16 protein-coding genes are annotated in these 16,658 nt (G+C 78.1%); 10 read left to right on the forward strand and 6 right to left on the reverse strand.

Translation table 11 applies throughout. The features are described from left to right. Positions 1-12: 12 nt before the first annotated feature. The 5 genes from ACI798_RS06190 to ACI798_RS06210 all read right to left on the reverse strand — a co-directional run bounded on the left by ACI798_RS06190 (position 13) and on the right by ACI798_RS06210 (position 6,219). The gene (locus ACI798_RS06190; protein ID WP_457047490.1) at positions 13-600 is read right to left on the reverse strand and encodes a peroxidase-related enzyme; all 588 of its coding nucleotides are present in this window, start codon (positions 598-600) and stop codon (positions 13-15) included. A gap of 133 nt (positions 601-733) precedes the next feature. Then, the gene (locus ACI798_RS06195) at positions 734-2,332 is read right to left on the reverse strand and encodes a diguanylate cyclase (protein WP_456939428.1); all 1,599 of its coding nucleotides are present in this window, start codon (positions 2,330-2,332) and stop codon (positions 734-736) included. Between the two features lie 199 nt (positions 2,333-2,531). Continuing rightward, positions 2,532-3,419: an acyl-CoA thioesterase gene (locus ACI798_RS06200; RefSeq protein ID WP_456939427.1), complete on the reverse strand. Its 888-nt coding sequence runs from the start codon at positions 3,417-3,419 to the stop codon at positions 2,532-2,534. A gap of 57 nt (positions 3,420-3,476) precedes the next feature. Next, positions 3,477-4,613 (reverse strand): YncE family protein, encoded by a 1,137-nt coding sequence (locus tag ACI798_RS06205; RefSeq protein ID WP_456939426.1) that lies wholly within the window; start codon positions 4,611-4,613, stop codon positions 3,477-3,479. 73 nt (positions 4,614-4,686) lie between these two features. Beyond that, on the reverse strand, positions 4,687-6,219 hold the full coding sequence (locus tag ACI798_RS06210; protein WP_457047491.1) for an ATP-dependent DNA ligase: 1,533 nt from the start codon (positions 6,217-6,219) through the stop codon (positions 4,687-4,689). A 91-nt stretch (positions 6,220-6,310) separates the two neighbouring features. Here ACI798_RS06210 and ACI798_RS06215 point away from each other — a divergent pair, with 91 nt between their 5' ends. The 6 genes from ACI798_RS06215 (at position 6,311) to ACI798_RS06240 (ending at position 11,494) form a co-directional block, all read left to right on the forward strand. Continuing rightward, positions 6,311-6,697 carry a DUF6394 family protein gene (locus tag ACI798_RS06215; protein ID WP_387993095.1) on the forward strand — a complete coding sequence of 129 codons (387 nt, stop codon included), beginning with the start codon at positions 6,311-6,313 and terminating at the stop codon, positions 6,695-6,697. A gap of 11 nt (positions 6,698-6,708) precedes the next feature. Then, positions 6,709-8,493, forward strand: coding sequence for an NAD-binding protein (locus tag ACI798_RS06220; protein WP_456939424.1), 1,785 nt, complete (start codon positions 6,709-6,711; stop codon positions 8,491-8,493). Positions 8,494-8,510: 17 nt separating this feature from the next. Further along, positions 8,511-9,722 (forward strand): low temperature requirement protein A, encoded by a 1,212-nt coding sequence (locus ACI798_RS06225; RefSeq protein WP_456939423.1) that lies wholly within the window; start codon positions 8,511-8,513, stop codon positions 9,720-9,722. Between the two features lie 169 nt (positions 9,723-9,891). Next, positions 9,892-10,365, forward strand: coding sequence for a universal stress protein (locus ACI798_RS06230; protein ID WP_456939422.1), 474 nt, complete (start codon positions 9,892-9,894; stop codon positions 10,363-10,365). 46 nt (positions 10,366-10,411) lie between these two features. Then, positions 10,412-10,729: a hypothetical protein gene (locus ACI798_RS06235; protein WP_456939421.1), complete on the forward strand. Its 318-nt coding sequence runs from the start codon at positions 10,412-10,414 to the stop codon at positions 10,727-10,729. A gap of 90 nt (positions 10,730-10,819) precedes the next feature. Then, positions 10,820-11,494, forward strand: a complete 675-nt coding sequence (locus ACI798_RS06240; RefSeq protein WP_456939420.1) for a hemerythrin domain-containing protein — start codon at positions 10,820-10,822, stop codon at positions 11,492-11,494. Here ACI798_RS06240 and ACI798_RS06245 read toward each other — a convergent pair. Further along, on the reverse strand, positions 11,469-13,769 hold the full coding sequence (locus ACI798_RS06245; RefSeq protein WP_456939419.1) for an ATP-binding protein: 2,301 nt from the start codon (positions 13,767-13,769) through the stop codon (positions 11,469-11,471). The two genes, ACI798_RS06240 and ACI798_RS06245, sit on opposite strands and share 26 nt — an antisense overlap. Before the next feature lie 87 nt (positions 13,770-13,856). Between ACI798_RS06245 and ACI798_RS06250 the strand changes: the two genes are divergently transcribed. From ACI798_RS06250 to ACI798_RS06265, 4 genes are read left to right on the forward strand one after another with little or no spacing between them, the layout of a single operon-like run. Further along, entirely contained in the window at positions 13,857-14,504 is a 648-nt protein-coding gene (locus ACI798_RS06250; RefSeq protein ID WP_456939418.1) for a hypothetical protein, read from the forward strand. Next, on the forward strand, positions 14,501-15,565 hold the full coding sequence (locus ACI798_RS06255; protein ID WP_457047492.1) for an Acg family FMN-binding oxidoreductase: 1,065 nt from the start codon (positions 14,501-14,503) through the stop codon (positions 15,563-15,565). The genes ACI798_RS06250 and ACI798_RS06255 overlap by 4 nt, the downstream gene beginning before the upstream one ends. 45 nt (positions 15,566-15,610) lie before the next feature. Continuing rightward, complete coding sequence (locus ACI798_RS06260) at positions 15,611-15,982, forward strand: ArsR/SmtB family transcription factor (RefSeq protein WP_457047493.1); 372 nt, start codon at positions 15,611-15,613, stop codon at positions 15,980-15,982. Continuing rightward, complete coding sequence (locus ACI798_RS06265; RefSeq protein WP_456939415.1) at positions 15,979-16,602, forward strand: SRPBCC family protein; 624 nt, start codon at positions 15,979-15,981, stop codon at positions 16,600-16,602. Before ACI798_RS06260 ends, ACI798_RS06265 begins: the two co-directional genes overlap by 4 nt. Positions 16,603-16,658 lie beyond the last annotated feature (56 nt).

Here is a 16,658-nt window from a genome sequence, read left to right on the forward strand (position 1 = left end):
GCCCCCGCGGGGTCACCGGGGGAGCCGGCCCATGAGGTGGAACTCCGGGTTGGGCGGGATCGCGGCGAAGTGCGCGAGCCGGTTGGACAGCGCGAAGAAGGCGGTGATCGCGCCCACGTCCCAGACGTCGTCCTCGGTCAGGCCGTGCGCGCGCAGCCCGTCGAGGTCGGCGGCGGTCACGGCGGCGGGGTCGGTGGCCAGCCGGACGGCGACGTCGAGGACGGTCCGCATCCGGTCGTCGAGCGGGGCCTTGCGCCAGTCGACGGCGACCAGGTCGGCCAGGTACGGGGCGCGGGTGCGGATGCGCGCGATCGCCCCGTGCGCCACGACGCAGTACGCGCAGTCGTTGGCCGCGCTGGTCGCGACGACGATCAGCTCCCGCTCGCCGGTCGACAGGCCCGGGGTGTCCTTGTCCATCAGCGCGTCGTGCATCGCGAGGAACGCCCGCTCCTCGGCCGGCCGCCAGGCCAGCGCCGCGAAGACGTTGGGCAGGAACCCCGACTTCCCCTCCACCTCGGCGTGGCGCTCGGCGAGGTCCGGCGGCAGGTCGGCGGGATCGGCGACGGGGAAGCGGCTGATCGGCGTCGGGTCGACGGTCACCCGTGCAGCGTGCCGCGCGTCCGGTCCGGCGTCGACCGCGTGGGTCGACGCACCGCATCGCACAGCTCGGTCAGGCCCCCTTGCAGGGGCCCGCCGCGAGCTCGCGAGCGGTGGGGGGCAAGGGGGTCCTTGATCAGTCGCCGACGACGACGCGGTCGCGGCCCTCGCGCTTGGCGCGGTAGAGGCGGGCGTCGGCCCGGCCGAGCAGCTGGGCCGGCGTCCGGTCGATGACCTCGCTGGTGCTCGCGGCGCCGATGCTCACGGTCACCGGCAGGTCCCCGGTGAGCGGGCCCCACGCGTGGCCGGCCACGGCGCCGCGGACGTCCTCCAGGTACCGGGCCGCGGCCGCGGTGTCGGCGCCGGCGAGGACCACGAGGAACTCCTCGCCGCCCAGGCGGGCGACCAGGCAGCCGGTGCCCGGGGCCGGGAGGCCCTGCACGATCCCCGCGACGGTGCGCAGCACCTCGTCCCCGACGGCGTGCGAGCAGGTGTCGTTGACCCGCTTGAAGTGGTCCAGGTCCAGCAGCGCCACCCACACCAGCGCGCCGTCGGCCAGCAGCCGCGGCAGCTCGTCGTCGACGTGCCGGCGGTTGTGCAGGCCGGTCAGCGGGTCGCGCAGGGACAGCTCGCGCCAGCGGCGGCTCTGCCGGCGGGCCTCGGTGGTCTCGTACATCGCCTGCAGCGTGCGGGCACGGGACTCGCGCTGGGAGGACTGCTGCTCCATGAGCTCGGCGCAGTAGCGCTTGTGCTCCTCGAAGGCGGAGCGGTGGTCGCCGGCGGCGGCGTGCAGCTCGGCCTGCTCGGCGCGGGCGCGCACCCGGATGGAGGTCAGCCCGTGCTCCCGGCAGCGGCGCACGCACTCGTCGAGGGTCCGCTGGGCGGCGTCGACGGCGCCGCGGCGGCGCTGCACCTCGGCGAGGGTGAGCAGGAAGTCGGCCCCGGCGTCGCCGTCGTGGGAGCTGTCGAGGACCTCCGGCGTCAGGCCCGGCAGCAGCGCCTCCTCGGCCTCCTCCAGCCGGTCCAGGCCCATGAGCGCGCGGGCGACGGTGTCGAGCCGGCCGACGTCGAGCGGGACGCCGTGCGCGGCGGCCAGGTCCTGCAGCCGGGTGCTGAAGTGCAGGGCGTCGGTGAACCGGCCGGCGAGGGTGTCGGTGTAGGCGCGGTTGTTGAGGATGCGCAGCTGCCGGTCGACGTCGCCGAGGTCCTCGGCCAGCCGGAGGACGGCGGCGTAGCGCTCGGGGGCGGCGGGGTCGCGGGACAGGCCCAGGACGTCGGCCAGCCGGACCAGGTGGTCGACCCGCAGGGCCGGGAGGGCGTCGTCGTCGAGCAGGTCCACGCCCTGCACGGCGTGCTCCAGCGCGCCGGCGAGGTCGCCGAGCTCCTGGAAGACGGCGGTGAGGACGAAGGAGCTGCGGGCGAGCAGGTGCCGGGACCGGGCCTCGGTGGCCCAGCGGTGCACCTCCTGCGTGGTCCGCCCGGCCTCGGCCACCGAGCCGCGCCGGCGCAGCAGGTCGGCGGCCGCCAGCCGCGCCCGTTGCTCGAGGTCGGGGCGGCCGAGCTCGCGGGCGGATCCCGCGGCGGCCTCGGCGCGCTGCGCGGTCGCCTCGGAGTCGAAGCGGGCGAGGGTCTCCAGCTCGTCGAGCGTCGTGAGCAGGACCGCGAGCGGGTCCGGCGGGCGCGGGGAGCCCCCGGGCACGGCGCCGGCGCCCGGACGGACGGCGAGACTGGTCACGACTCCCCATCGGCAGCGGGGGTCCGCCGCGACAGGGCGGACGGGACGTCCCCACCCGGTCGGGTGAGCCCGGGGGCGCTCGCCGGGCAGCCGGCCATCGGCACCTCCGCGGGGCGTGCGAACCGCTGTGGCGCCCATCACAGCAGACATCGCGCCGGGACGGGGGGAGGCGCGCCGGTGCTCCTGCGCCGGCAGCCGCTCAGGTCCGGCGCCGGCGGAGCACGCCCTCCTGGACGACGGTGAGCACCAGCCGGCCCTCGCGGTCGAACACCCGCCCGGAGCACAGCGCGCGGCCGCCCGCGGACCAGGCGCTCTCCTGCTCGAAGCACAGCCAGGTGTCGGCGCGGGCCGGGCCGTGGAACCAGACGGCGTGGTCGAGGCTCGCCGTCACCAGGCCGGGGTCGCCGATCCCCGCCGCGTGCGGGGCGACCGCGACGGCGAGCAGCAGCATGTCGGTGGCGTAGGCGAGCGCACAGGCGTGCAGCCACGGGTCGTCGGGCAGCGCCTCGCGGGAGCGGAACCAGAACCGCTGCCGCGGCGGCGCGGGCTCGCCCCGGCCGGCGGCGATCCGGGGCGGCCCGCCGTCGAAACGGAAGTCGAACGGGTGCCGGGCGTCCAGCCACGCCAGCCACGCGAGGACGGAGGAGGGGGCGCCGGCCAGCGCGTCGGCCGGCGCGGCCAGCGACTCGGGCGGCGGGGCGTCCAGGGTGGGCACCTGGTGCTCGGGGCCGGTCTCGGGCCGTGCGAAGGACGCCGTCAGCACCAGGATCGTCTCCCCGTGCTGGACGGCGGTGACCTCCCGGGTGGTGTAGCTGCCGCCGTCGCGCACCCGGGTGACCTCCAGGTCGGTGGGTGCGGCCGGGTCGCCGGCGCGGACGAAGTAGGCGTGCAGCGAGTGCACCGCCCGGTCGTCCGGGACGGTCGCCGTGGCCGCGAGCAGCGCCTGGGCGACCACCGCCCCGCCGAAGGCGCGGTCGGCCGGCACGCCGCGCGCGGCGCCGCGGAACCGGCCGGGCGCGGCCTCGGCGACGTCGAGCAGGGCGACCAGCCCACCGGGCACCGGACCCCCGCCGACCGGCTGTGCCACCGTCCCCGCCCTCCGTCCACCCGCCCGACCGGTGCAGTGAACCACCCGGCCCCGGGGTCACCCGACGAGGAGCGCGACCACGTCGTCGTCCCCGCACGGGCCGGCCGCGACCGCCCAGGTCCCGTCGGGGGCGACGGCGAGCGCGTCGTGCCCGCCGAGGGTGTCGCACGTGGCCAGCGGCCGGCCGAGCTCGCCCGTGGCCGGGTCCAACGTCACGAGCACCGGGTCGGCGCCGCCCCGCCCCCACGCGAGCGTGACCAGGCCGGCCGGCGGCCCGGCGACGACGGCGTCCACCGGGCCGGTGAAGTCCGCGTCCACGGTCCCGAGCAGCTCGCCGGCGGAGAAGCGCGACACCCGGCGCCCGTCGCGCACCTCGGTCAGCACCACGACGTCGCCGTCGTCGGCCACGCCGACCGAGACCTCGGTGCGCCCGTCCACCCCGAGGGCCGCGACGACACCGAAGGGAGCGGTCACCGTGCCGAGGTCGGCGTCGTACTCGGCCACCCAGTCCTGGGCGCCGCCGGGCGCGGGGTTGCTGATGTGCGCCACCACGCCGCCGTCCGGGCGCGGGAGGAGCCGTGCCGTGCGCGCCCGCGGGTCGAGCCCGGCGCCCAGCGGGACAGAGCCGATGACCTCGCCGGTGGCGGCGTCGACGGCGAGCAGCCGGGCCGGCGTGCCCGTCTCCTCCTCCGGCGCCAGGCTGACGTAGACGGTGCCGCCGTCCGGGGAGAGGGCCGAGGCGAGCACCCGCCCCTCGTCGTCGACCCGCCGCTCGGTCACCCCGCCGTCCGCGACGGTCAGGAGCACCGGCCCCTCGTCGTCGCTGCCGACGACGAGCACGTCCCCGTCGGCGGTGACCTCCAGCTCGGCGCCCCCGCCCAGGCCGGGCAGCTCGACGGCGTCGCCGGCGGCCGGGCCGGCGTCGCCGCGGACGACCTCGACCAGCCGCACGGTCGCACCGGCGGTGAGCACGTGGGCGCGGCCATCGGGCAGCGCGGCGGCGTCGAGCACCCGCGTGCGCGGCGCGTCCCCCTCGGGCGGGCCGGCCTGCGCGTCGAGCACCACGGTGCCGAGGACCTCGTCGAACGCGGTGGGCGCGGCCGCGGCGGCGGTGTCGTCGGGGGCGGCGGAGCAGCCGGCGAGCACGAGGGCGCCGGCGGCCAGCAGGGCGGGGAGGCAGCGGGTCGGGATCACGCGGAGCAGCCTCGGCACGGGGGCTTGCGACCGGCTGCCGTCCGGCTTGGACGGCTCGGACGGCTCGGACGGCTCAGCCGCCGGCGAGCAGGGCGCGCACCGCGTCGAGGTCGTCGGCCTGGCCGGGGGTCTTGTCCGGCCGGTACCGCAGCACCCGGGCGAACCGCAGCGCCAGCCCGCCGGGGTAACGCGGGCTGCGCTGGGCGCCGTCGAGGGCGACCTCGACGACGAGCTCCGGCCGCAGCTCCACGCCCCACGGGTGCTCGGCGCGGGCGAGCGCGGGGAAGGTGCGGGTCTGCCAGTCCAGCAGCTCGTCGGTCATGCCCTTGAACGTCTTGCCGACCATGACCGGCTCGCCGCCCTCGGGGTCGCGGGCGCCGAGCCAGATGTTGGACAGCGTGCCGGTGCGCCGGCCGTACCCCCACTCCGCGGCGAGGACAACGAGGTCGAGGGTGTGCACCGGCTTGACCTTCTGCCACGCGCGGCCGCGCCGTCCGGCGGCGTACGGCGCGTCCAGCGCCTTGACCACCACGCCCTCGTGCCCGGCGGACAGGGCGTCGTCGAGCACGGCGGCGGCCTGCTCCGGCGTCGGCCGGCGCACCCCGGGCATGCGCAGCGGCGCGTGCGCGTCGTCGGCGAGCAGGCCGGCCAGCGCGTCGAGGCGGACGTCGAGCGGCTCGTCGAGCAGGTCGCGGCCGTCGAGGTGCAGCACGTCGAACAGGAACGGGCTCAGCAGCACGCTCGCATCGGCACCGTCGCTGCCGAAACGGCTCATCGTGTCCTGGAACGCGCGCGGGCGGCCGTCGTCGTCGAGGGCGAGGGTCTCGCCGTCGAGGACGGCGGTGCGGCAGGGGAGTGCGCGCACCCGCTCGACCAGCTCCGGCACGGCGCCGGTGACCTCGCGCAGCGTGCGGGTCCAGACCCGGACGTCGTCGCCGTCGCGGTGCACCTGGATGCGGGCGCCGTCGAGCTTGTGCTCCACGGTGACCGCGGGGCCGAGGTCGGCGAGCGCGGCGTCGAGGGAGGAGCCGGGGCTGGCCAGCATCGGCCGCACCGGTCGCCCCACCCGCAGCGTGACGGCGGCGAGGGCGTCCTCCCCGCCGGCGAGGGCGAGGACGGCGGTCTCGTCGAGCCGGCCGGCCAGCATCATCGCCCGCCGGACCGCCGCTGCCGGGACGCCGGCCGCGGCGGCGATCGCGTCCAGCACCACGCCCTCCAGCGCGCCCTGCCGCAGCTCCCCGCCGAGCAGCCGGACGAGGAGGTGCTGCTCGTCGGCGGTGGCGGCGGTGAGCAGCTCGGTCAGCAGGGCCTCGCGGCGGGCGGCCGCGCCGCTGCCGGCGGTGCCGGCCAGCGCGGTGAGCGCGCGGTCGACGGCGGCGACGGTGAGGGACGGCGTGGCGGCGGCCGGCGGGGCGGTCCGCGCCAGCGTGCGCCAGCCGACGCCGACCCGGCCCTGCGGCAGCTCGCCGGCCAGCCACGCGGCCACCGGCCCGGCCTCGTCCGGTCCGGCGGCGCGCAGCGCCCCCGCGATGGCCTGCGCCTTGGTGGTGCGCGAGCGGGTGGCGGTCACGGCCGCGGAGGCGGCGACGACGTCGGCGAGCAGCACGCGGCGATGGTGACAGTGCGGTACGACTCCGGGAGGTGCGCGTGCCGTGATCCCGTTAGCGTCGTCCGCGCCGAGAGGAGGTGGTCGCCGCGTGAACCTCGAGAAGGTCGTCTTCGGGTTCTTCGTGCTGCTCGCCGCGACGCTGAACTTCGGGTTCTTCCTCGGCGACATCGACGACCCGGCGGTGCACAACGTCTACGAGCTGTTCGCCGCGCTGGTGGTCAGCCTGGTCGCCACGGTCCTCAAGTTCGGCGACCGCACCCAGATCGGCGCGGTGCACCTGGCCACCAGCCTGGTCGCCGACCTGCAGCTGGTGGCGGCGACCATCACCTGGGCCTGGGCGGTGCACGTCTCCGCCGAGGGGCTGACCGACGTGACGACGGCGAGCATGGTGTCGCTGTCCGGCGGCGCGCTGCTGGCCAACGTGGTCTCGGTGGTGCTGCTCGTCGTCGAGACCGTGTCCTTCCAGCGGCACTGAGGCGGGCCGCCGTGGAGACCGCGCCACCGCCCCCCGTCACCACCCGCGGCCGGCGCATCCGCCGCCGGGCGCCGGTGGTGCCGCGCGCGGAGGGCTCGGCGACGGTGTTCACCGTCCTCCGGCGGATGCGCGCGCCGCTGATCACGCTGATCGTCATCTTCGCCGTCAGCGTGCTCGGGCTGTCGCTGGTCCCCGGCGTGGACACGGACGGGCAGCCGGCGCGGCTGAGCCTGTTCGACGCCTTCTACGTCATGAGCTACACCGCGACCACGATCGGCTTCGGCGAGATCCCGTACGCGTTCAGCTACGCGCAGCGGATGTGGGTGACCGGCGCGATCTACCTGACCGTCGTCGGCTGGGCCTACGCCATCGGCTCGCTGCTGGCGCTGCTGCAGGACCGCGCGTTCCGCCAGGCGCTGGCGCTGCGGCACGTGTCCCGCAAGGTCACCCGGCTGCGCGAGCCGTTCCTGCTCATCTGCGGCTACGGGCAGGCCGGGGAGGCGCTCGGGCTGTCGCTGGACGCGCTGGGCCGCCGGTTCACCGTGGTCGACATCGCCGAGAGCCGCATCGACGTCCTGGAGATCGCGCCGCACCGGGGGGACGTCCCCGGCGTGGTGGGCGACGCGCGCGACCCGCACGTGCTCGGCGTCGCGGGCCTCGGGCACCCGTGGTGCGAGGGCGTGCTGGCCGTGACCGGCGACGACGAGGCCAACCTCGCCGTCGCCATGGCCGCCGCCCTGCTGCGCCCGGAGCTCACGGTGGTCACCCGCACGACGTCGTCCGCGGTCGCCGAGCGGATGAGCCGGTTCGGCTCGCCGACGGTCATCAACCCCTTCGACCGGTTCGGCGACCACCTGCGGCTGGCGCTGCGGACCCCGGCGTCCTACCAGCTCACGACCTGGCTGGAGAGCGGGCCGGGCGCCGAGCTGCCGCCGCGGGGCAAGGCGCCCGCGCCGGGCCGGTGGGTGGTGTGCGGCTACGGCCGGTTCGGCCGGCACTTCGCCGCCGACCTGGGCGCCGAGGGCCTGGAGGTCACCGTCGTGGACACGACGCCGGGCGACGGCGTCGTGGAGGGCGACGCCGCCGATCCCGACGTCATCCGGCGGACGGACCTGGCCACGGCGGTCGGGCTGGTGGCCGGCACCGACAACGACACCACCAACCTCTCCCTGGTGGCCGAGGCGCGGCGGGTCAACCCCTCGCTGTTCGTCGCCGCCCGCCAGAACCAGCCCGCCGATGCCGCCCTGTTCGCCGCGATGGAGGTCGACGCGCTGCTGGTGCCCACCGAGGTGGTCGCGCACGACGCCTACGCCCGGCTGAGCACCCCGCTGCTGTGGCGGTTCCTGCGCGAGTTGCCCGGGCGGAGCGACGAGTGGTCGGCAGGCGTCGTCGAGCGGTTGCTGGACGCGTGCGGCGCCCACCTGGAGGCGCTGTGGAAGGTGCGGCTGACCCCGGAGGACGCCCCGGCGCTGCACCCCCGGCTGGCCGGGGGGTGCTTCCGGCTCGCCGACCTGCTGCGCGACCCGGCCGACCGCGACCAGACCCTGCTGGCCGTGCCGCTGCTGCTGCTGCGCGGCGACGAGGCGGTGCTGACCCCCGACCCCGGGACGGTGCTCGAGCCCGGCGACGAGCTGCTGTTCGCCGGCCGCGCCGCGGTGCACCGGGAGGTGGAGGCCACGATGTTCATCGACGGCGTCGCCGACTACCTGGTCACCGGCCAGCGGGTGCCGCAGAGCTGGGTCTGGCGCAAGCTGAGCCGGTCGGCGCCGGCCGAGGACGCGGCCCCCGCGCCCTGACCCCATCAGGGGGACACGTGCCTGACCAGGCCCCGGCCCGGCGACTGCTCGGCGCCCTCACCGGCCGGGACGCCGTCCGGCCGCCGTCCCTGCGCACCGACGACGACCGGTCCGCCTCGCGGCTCGAGCTGTTCTTCGACCTGGCCTTCGTCCTGGTGGTCGCCGAGCTCGCGATCGCGCTGCGCGAGGACGTGACCCTGCACGGGTTCCTCGTCTTCGCCGGGCTGTTCACGACCGTCTGGTGGTCCTGGGTCAGCTCGACGCTCTACGCCAACCGCTTCGACCACGACGACGTCGTCTACCGCCTCTACAAGCTCGGGAGCATGGCCGCCGTCGTCGGGCTGGCGGCCTCGGCGTCGGAGGCGACCGGCGAGCGGTTCGCCGTCTTCGTCGTCTGCCAGCTCCTGCTGCGCGCGATGCTGCTCCTGCAGTACCACCGCGCCCACCGGCACGTGCCGGACGCACGGCCGATCACCCGGCTCTACCTGGCCGGGACCGCCGCGGGCGCGGTGCTCTGGGCGGTGTCGCTCGCGGTGCCCCGGCCGGCCGCGTTCGCGCTGTGGGCCGCCGCGGTGCTGGCCGAGGCGCTGGTCCCGCTGCTGGCGACGCGGTCCTCGGCCGACCTGCCGCTGCACGTCGAGCACCTGCCCGAGAGGTTCGCGCTGTTCGTCATCCTCGTGCTCGGCGAGCCGGTCGCCGCGGTCGCGCACGGCTTGTACGACGCCGGCTGGTCGGGCTCGGCGCTGCCGGTGGCGGTGCTGGCCTTCGTCCTCGCCGCCGCGCTGTGGTGGAGCTACTTCGACCTCGCCGGCGCCCGCGCCAAGCGACTGCTGGGCGAGGCGGGGGAGCACAACGGCGCCCACGCCCACGACGCCTACGTCTTCGGGCACCTGCCGCTGACGCTCGCGCTGGCCACGGTCGGCGCGGGCCTCGAGCTCGCGGTCAAGGAGGCCGCGGCCGGCGAGGTGCCGGCGGGGACCCGGTTGCTGGTGGCCGGCGGGGTGGCGGTCTACCTGGTCGCCGCGAGCGTCACCGCCTCGGCGATGACGGGGGACGTCCGGCGCGGCTGGTGGTGGCCGCTGCTCGCCGCGGCCGTGGCCCTGCTCGACGCGCTGCTGGAGCTGCCGGCGTCCGTGGTCGTCGGCGCCCTGGCCGCGCTGGTCGTGGCGGTCGTGGTGGGGGGCTGGGCGCAGCGCGCGGCGGGGGACCTGGAGACCGAGGAGGTCTGACCTCCGGGGGTCCGGAGACCGGCCGGTCGCGTCCGCCGGCCGGGACCTCCGACCCTGCCGCCGGGCGCCGGTGCGGCGTGTCATGGGTCTGCGCCGGCCACCGGTGACCGGTGCTGAGGGGGGCTGTGCCGTGACCTCGGGAGCCGGGCCCGGTGGCGTCGCTGGCGGCGTGGTCGTCGGGGTGGACGGCTCGGCGTGCGCGCGGGCCGCGCTCGCCTGGGCGGGCCGGATGGCCGCCCGCACCGGCATGCCGCTGACCGCGGTGCGCGCGTGGAGCGTGCCGACCGCACCCCGCCCGGACACCTGGGAGCCCGCCTACGTGCCGCCGTTGGCCGACTGGGAGCGGGCCGTGGAGCGGGCCCTCGCCGACGACGTCGCCGCGGCCGGCGTGCCGCCGGAGGTCGCGGTGACCTGCCGCGCGGTGCACCGGGCGCCGGTCGACGCGCTGCTGGCCGCGACCGAGGGCGCCGAGCTGCTGGTCCTCGGGACGCGGGGGAGGGGCGGCGCCCGCGGGCGGCTGCTCGGCTCGGTCGCGTCCTCGGTGCTGCGCGCGGCGCCCTGCCCGGTGACCGTCGTGCGGCCCGACGCGGTGCGCCCCGGCCCGGCCGAGACCGTGGGGTCCGGCGCCGCCGCCCGGCCCTGACGCCTACGTCCCCCGGGGGACGGCCCCGGGGGTGAGAGGGGGAACCATGGACCCGACCGCCCGCCCGCCCGAGGAGCCGGTGCGCCGCGAGATGTCGCTCGACGAGAAGCTCATGGCGCAGTGGGAGGCGCAGCACGACGTCGCCGCGCGCGGCCACCGCTGCGACCCGCTCGGCCTGCAGCACCAGCTCAGCCGCGAGCGGCTGGCCGACAGCACCCGGCCGCCGACCCCCCGCCGGGCCGCCCAGGCCGGCGCGGCGGCGGAGTCCGCGGGGCCGCCGCCGGAGGAGGCGCGGCACCCCGAGCCCCCGACGGCCCGCCGGCACCCGTGGCGGCGCTTCCACCACCACGCCTCCGAGAGCTGACCCCCACACCGCCGCCACGGGCGGACCGTGGGGGCGGTGTGGGTGCGCTGTGGGTGGGATCGGCGCGGCCCCGCCGACAGGCTCGCCGCCATGACGAACACCGCTCCCGCCCCCACCGTCCCGATGGCCGACGTCCGCGACATGTACGTCGTCCACCGCGCCTTCCGCCGCGAGTTCGGCCTGCTCCCCGGGCTCGTGCGCGCCGTCGGCCCCGGCGACACCGCCCGCGCCGCCGTCCTCGCCCGGCACGCCCGGATGGTGCTGCTCGGCCTGCACCTGCACCACACCGCCGAGGACGACCTGCTCTGGCCGAAGCTGCTGGAGCGCTGCCCGCCCGACGCCGCCGTCGTCCACCGCATGGAGGCCCAGCACGCCGAGGTCGAGCGGCTGATCGACGCGCTCGGCCCGGCGCTGGACCGCTGGGAGGTGGAGGCGCGGCCGGCGGTCGCCGAGGAGGTGGCGTCCACCGTCGCGGCGCTGGGCGCCGTCCTGGCCGAGCACCTGGCCGAGGAGGAGCGCGAGATCCTGCCGCTGGCGCAGCGGCACGTCACCCGGGCGGAGTGGGCGCAGCTCGGCGAGCACGGCAAGGGCGAGATGCCGGTGCGGGACCTGCCGCTGCTGTTCGGCGCGCTGCTGGAGGAGTGCGACCCCGACGAGCGGACGATGATGCTGCACGTCGTCCCGTTCCCGGTCCGCGTGCTGCTGCGGACGGTCTTCGCCCGGCGCTACCGCCGCTACGTCAGCGAGGTGCGCGGGCCCGCCTGATCGCCTCGGCCAGGGCCGGGACGTCCTCCGGGCGCAGCAGCCGGCCGGCGTCCCAGGCCCGGGCGAACGCCTCCTCGCCCAGCGCCGCCCGCACCGCCGGCAGCTCCTGGGCGGCCAGCGCGACGTCGGGCGGGAACGCCACCGCCACCGCCGCCGCCTCCGCCGTCGCCGAACCCGCCGCGAACAGCTGCGCCGCGAGCTCCGGCAGCCCGCGGGCGGCGGCGACGGCGGCCAGCCCGGGCAGCGTGTAGGCCAGCGTCCACGAGGTGCGGACCGCGGCGGCGAGGCCGGCCGCCTCCGCCCACCGGTCGAGGGCGCCGTCCTCGTCGCCGGCGAGCGCGGCCAGCGAGGCCTGCACGTTGAGCAGCGTCGCCAGGCTGAACGGGCTGCCCAGCCCGCGGGCCAGCCGCTCGGCGTCGGCCAGCCTCGCCGTCCCGGCGGCGAGGTCGCCCGCCTGCAGCAGCAGCTGCCCCTGCGCGATGACGGCGTGCACCCGGGCCCACGCCTCCCCAGTCTCCCCGGCCAGCCGCAGCGCCTCGGCGAGGTCCCGCCCGGCGGCGCCGAGGTCGCCGCGGAACACCGCCGCCGAGCCGGTGAGCACCAGCGCCAGCGCGCGCAGGTCCCCGGCCCCGGCCCGTCCGGCGGCCGCCGCGGCGCCGGCCGCCGCGTCCGCGGTCCCGGGGACGTCGCCGGCCGCGTAGCGCAGCGCGGCGAGGGCGAGCAGCAGGCGGGCGTCGTCGACCGGCTCCAGGCCCGCGCGGTCGACCCGGGTGACCCAGCCCAGGCCCTCGGCGACGTCGCCGCGCACCGCCCAGTACAGCCAGGTCGCCCGCACCAGCCGGGCGGCGTCGGCGGACCGGCCGGCGGCGACCAGCCGGCCGAGCGCCGCGCTCAGGTTGCCGTGGTCGCGCTCCAGCCGGTCCAGCCAGGCGCCCTGCGCGGGGCCGGTCAGCCCGGCCTCGGCGCCGGCGGCGAGGTCGAGGACGGCGGCCGTCGCGCGGTCCGCGGCGAGCTCGGTCTCCCCGGCGTCGGCGAGTCGGGCGGCGGCGTACTGCCGCACCGGCTCCAGCAGCCGGTAGCGGGCCTCGGGCCCCTCCTCGGCGACGACGAGGGACTGCTCGACCAGGCCGCCCAGCGCGGGCAGCACGTCGCCGTCGCCGGACACCGCCCGCGCGGCGTCGAGGGAGAAGCTGCCGGCGAACACCGCCAGCCGGCGCAGCAGCCGCTGCTCGGCGGCGGTCAGCAGGTCGTGGCTCCAGTCCAGCGCGGCCCGCATCGTGCGCTGCCGCTCGGGCAGGTCCCGGGAGCCGCCCGACCCGAGCGCCTCGTCCAGCCGCCCGAGCAGCGCCGCCGGCGGCAGGTACCGGGCGTGCGCGGCGGCCAGCTCCAGGGCGAGGGGCAGCCCGTCGAGGCGCCGGCAGATCGCGGCGACGTCGGCGGCCGTGGCGTCGGTGAGGACGACCGGGCGCCCGGCGGCCGCCGCCCGGTCGAGGAACACCTGGGCGGCGGGGGAGGCGGCCACGGCCGCGGCGCCGGTGCCCGCCGGCAGCGGGAGGGGTGCGAGCGGACGCTCCCGCTCCGCCCGCACCCGCAGCGGCGCCCGGCTGGTGGCCAGCACCGCGAGGCCCGGGCAGCGCCCGAGGAGCCCGGCGACCTCGGGCGCGGCGTCGAGCACGTGCTCCACGTTGTCGAGGACCACGAGGTGCCGCCGGTCGCCGATCCGGGCGGCCACCGCGTCGGCGACCGGCCCGGCCAGCTGCCGGCCGCCGAGCGCGCGGGCCAGCGTGGGCAGCACCAGCCGCGGCTCGCGCACCGGGGCGAGCTCGACCACCGTGACGCCGTCGGGGAACGCGGCCGCCACCTCCCGCGCCACGGCCAGCGCCAGCGTCGTCTTGCCCACCCCACCGGGGCCGGTGAGCGTGACCAGCCGGGCGGTGCCCGACCGCAGCAGCCCGGCCACCTCGGCGAGGTCGTCCTCGCGGCCGAACACCGGTGCCGCGGGCGGCAGGAGGGTGCCCGCCGCGGGCCCGCCGCCGACCGGGCGGGCGGCGGCGGTCAGGGCGGCGCGGTCGGCGACGTCGAGGCCGAGGGCGTCGGCGAGGGCGCGCACGGTGTGCGGGTGGGGACGGCGCCGCTCGCCCCGCTCCAGCGCGCTCACCGCCTTGGCGGTGAGCCCGGACCGGGCGGCGAGCTCCTCCTGGGTGAGCGCGGCCGCCGTCCGCCACCGGCGCAGCAGCGCCGCCACGGGGCCGGGGTCGGACGGAGGGGCGCTCACCGGCCGGGAGGGTACTGGCCGGCGGGCCCGGCGGGCGGGGACCTCCGGCCCTACGGAACGCGCGCGTCCGCCCGGCACGCTGCGCGGGTGACCACCCCGACCGCGCTGTGGCGGCGCTGGCTGCTCGTGGTCACCGCCGGCGAGGCCCTGGGGTTCCTGGTGCCGGTGACCGCGGTGCTGCTCGGCGCCGCCGACCTGCCCGGCCCCGCTGCGCTCGCGGTGCTCGTCGCCGCCGGCGCGGCCGAGGGAGCCCTGCTCGGCGCGGCGCAGGCCGCCGTGCTCGCCCCGGTGCTGCCCGGCCTGTCCCGCCGCGACTGGACGGCGCGCACCGCCGCGGCCGCCGTCGTGGCGTGGTTCCTCGGGGCGGCGCCGAGCACCTGGGCGTCCGGGGTGCTCGGCCTGCCGCTCGCCGTGCAGGTGCCCCTGGCGCTGGTCGCGGCGGCGCTGCTGCTCACCGTCATCGGCGCCGCCCAGTGGACGGTGCTGCGCCGGCACGTGCCCCGCGCCGGCCGCTGGATCGGGTGCACCGCGCTGGCCTGGCTCGCCGGCCTGCTCGTGTTCACCGCCCTCACCACACCGCTGTGGCAGCCAGGGCAGGACCCCCTGCTGGTCGCCGCGATCGGCGTCCTCGGCGGCCTCGCGATGGCCCTGACGATGGCGGCGGTCACCGGCCGCGGCGTCGTCGTCCTCCTCGCCGGGCGGCTCCGGCGGGCCCCGGCGGTCAGCGCGGTGTGACCTGCGGGGATGGGGTAGGCAGGTCCTGCACGGGACGCACGGACGACGGGAGGCCGACGGTGGACCAGCAGGAGTGGACGCGTGTGGTGGAGGCCGCGACCCGGGCCCCCTCGATCCACAACACGCAGCCGTGGCGGTTCACCGCGTCCGGCGACCGGCTGGAGGTCCGCACCGATCCGGCGCGGGCGCTGCACGCCCTCGACCCCAGCGGCCGGCAACGCGTGGTCAGCTGCGGCGTCGCCGTCGAGTTCGCCGTCGTCGCGCTCGCGGCCGCCGGGCACGACACCGCCGTCGAGGAGCTGCCCGACCCCGCCGACCCCGACCTGCTGGCCGTCGTCACCGTCACCGGCGGCCGCACCCCGGACGAGGCCGACCGCGCCCTGGCCGACGCCATCGGCGCCCGGCACACCGAGCGCGCGCCGTTCCTGCCGCAGGCCGTCCCGGCCGAGGTGGTCGACCGGCTGCAGGCCACCGCCGGCGCGTTCCGGGTGTGGGTGAAGCGGATCAGCGGGGAGGACGAGGAGGTCACCACGACCTTCCTGCTGTCCCGTGCCGAGGAGGTCGAGCAGCGCGAGCCCGAGTACCTCGCCGAGCTGCAGCGGTGGATGCGCACGGACCCGACCGCTCCCGACGGGATCCCGGTCGGGGCGGTGCCCGGGGAGGACCCGTCGACCCGGCCGTCGAACTGGCTGGTCCGCGACTTCGTGGTGGGCTCCCGTCCCGCCGGCCGGCCGCACGTCCCCGACCTCGACCCCGACGCCCCGCCGCCGCCGGTCGAGCGTCCGACCGTCGTGCTCATGGGCACCGACGGCGACGACCGGCAGGCCTGGCTCACCGCCGGGCGGGCGCTCGGCCGGGTGCTGCTCGAGGTGACCGCCGCCGGGCTCGCGGCCTCCCCGCTGACCCAGGCGCTGGACTGGCCGGCCACCCGCGCGCAGCTGCGCTCGCGGCTGTCGCTGGTCGGCCACCCGCAGATGCTGATGCGGCTCGGGTACCCGTCCGGGGACCGCAGCCCGGCGACCAACCGCCGGCCGGTCGCGGAGGTGCTCACCTTCGGCTGAGTGATCGGTCTTGACTGATATCAGCGGAGGCTGAACACTCCTCCCGTGCACGCGTTCGACGTCCTGGGCGACCCGGTCCGGCGGCGGATCCTCGAGCTGCTCGCCGACGGCGAGCTGTCGGCCGGGGAGGTCACCGCCGTCGTCCGCCGGGAGTTCGGGATCACCCAGCCGGCCGTGTCCGGGCACCTGCGGGTGCTGCGGGAGAACGGCTTCGCCCGGGTCCGCGCGGAGGGAGCGCGGCGGCTGTACGCCGTCGAGCCCGCGCCGCTGCAGGACGTCGACCGGTGGCTCGAGCGGTTCCGCCGCACCTGGGACCGGCACCTCGACGCACTCGCCACCGAGCTCGCGCGGGGGAAGCGCGAGCGCCGCACGCGCGAGACCCAGTTCCAGGACAGTCCACCCGAGGAGGAACCGTGAGAGACCTGCTGGCCGAGATCGCCGACACCGCCCGGGAGGTCGCCCGCCGTGGCGGGGACGACGACGAACTGGTCGCCGTCACCGTGCGCCGCCGGTACCCGGCCGCGCCCGAGGACGTGTGGGAGGCGGTCACCGACCCGGCCCGCCTGGCCCGCTGGTTCGCCCCGGTCACCGGCGACCTCCGCGAGGGCGGCACCTTCGCCGTCGAGGGCAACGCCGACGGCGAGATCCGCGAGTGCACGCCGCCCTCGACCCTGGTCCTCACCTGGGGCGGGCCGGTCAGCGTCGTCACCGTCTCGCTGACCCCGGCGGGGGAGGGCACCGTCCTGGCGCTCGAGCACACCGTCCCCCTGGCGTTCGCGGGCAGCGGCGCCGGCGCGCTGTTCGTCGGCCCGGGCTGGGACGTCGCGCTGCTCGGCCTGGCGCTGCACCTGCGCGGCGAGGACGTCGGCGACCCGGTCGCGTGGGAGGCCGGCGAGGACGTGCGCCGCTTCACCGCCGCGTCGGTCGACGCGTGGGTGGACACGGTGACGGCGTCGGGGACGGCCGGCGCCGAGGAGGTGGAGGGCGCCGCCGCGGCGGCCCGGGCGCAGTTCGCCCCGCAGCCCTCGGCCGGCTGAGCCCGACGGCGGCCCGGTCCCCGGCTGGCCGGGGGCCGCGCCGTCGGCCACAGTGG

This window comes from Geodermatophilus sp. SYSU D01045 (assembly GCF_054050295.1).

Coding starts and splice junctions, on each gene's coding strand:
- ACI798_RS06235 (WP_456939421.1), top strand. CDS start 10,412: ATGGACCCGACCGCCCGCCCGCCCGAGGAGCCGGTGCGCCGCGAGATG.
- ACI798_RS06240 (WP_456939420.1), top strand. CDS start 10,820: ATGACGAACACCGCTCCCGCCCCCACCGTCCCGATGGCCGACGTCCGC.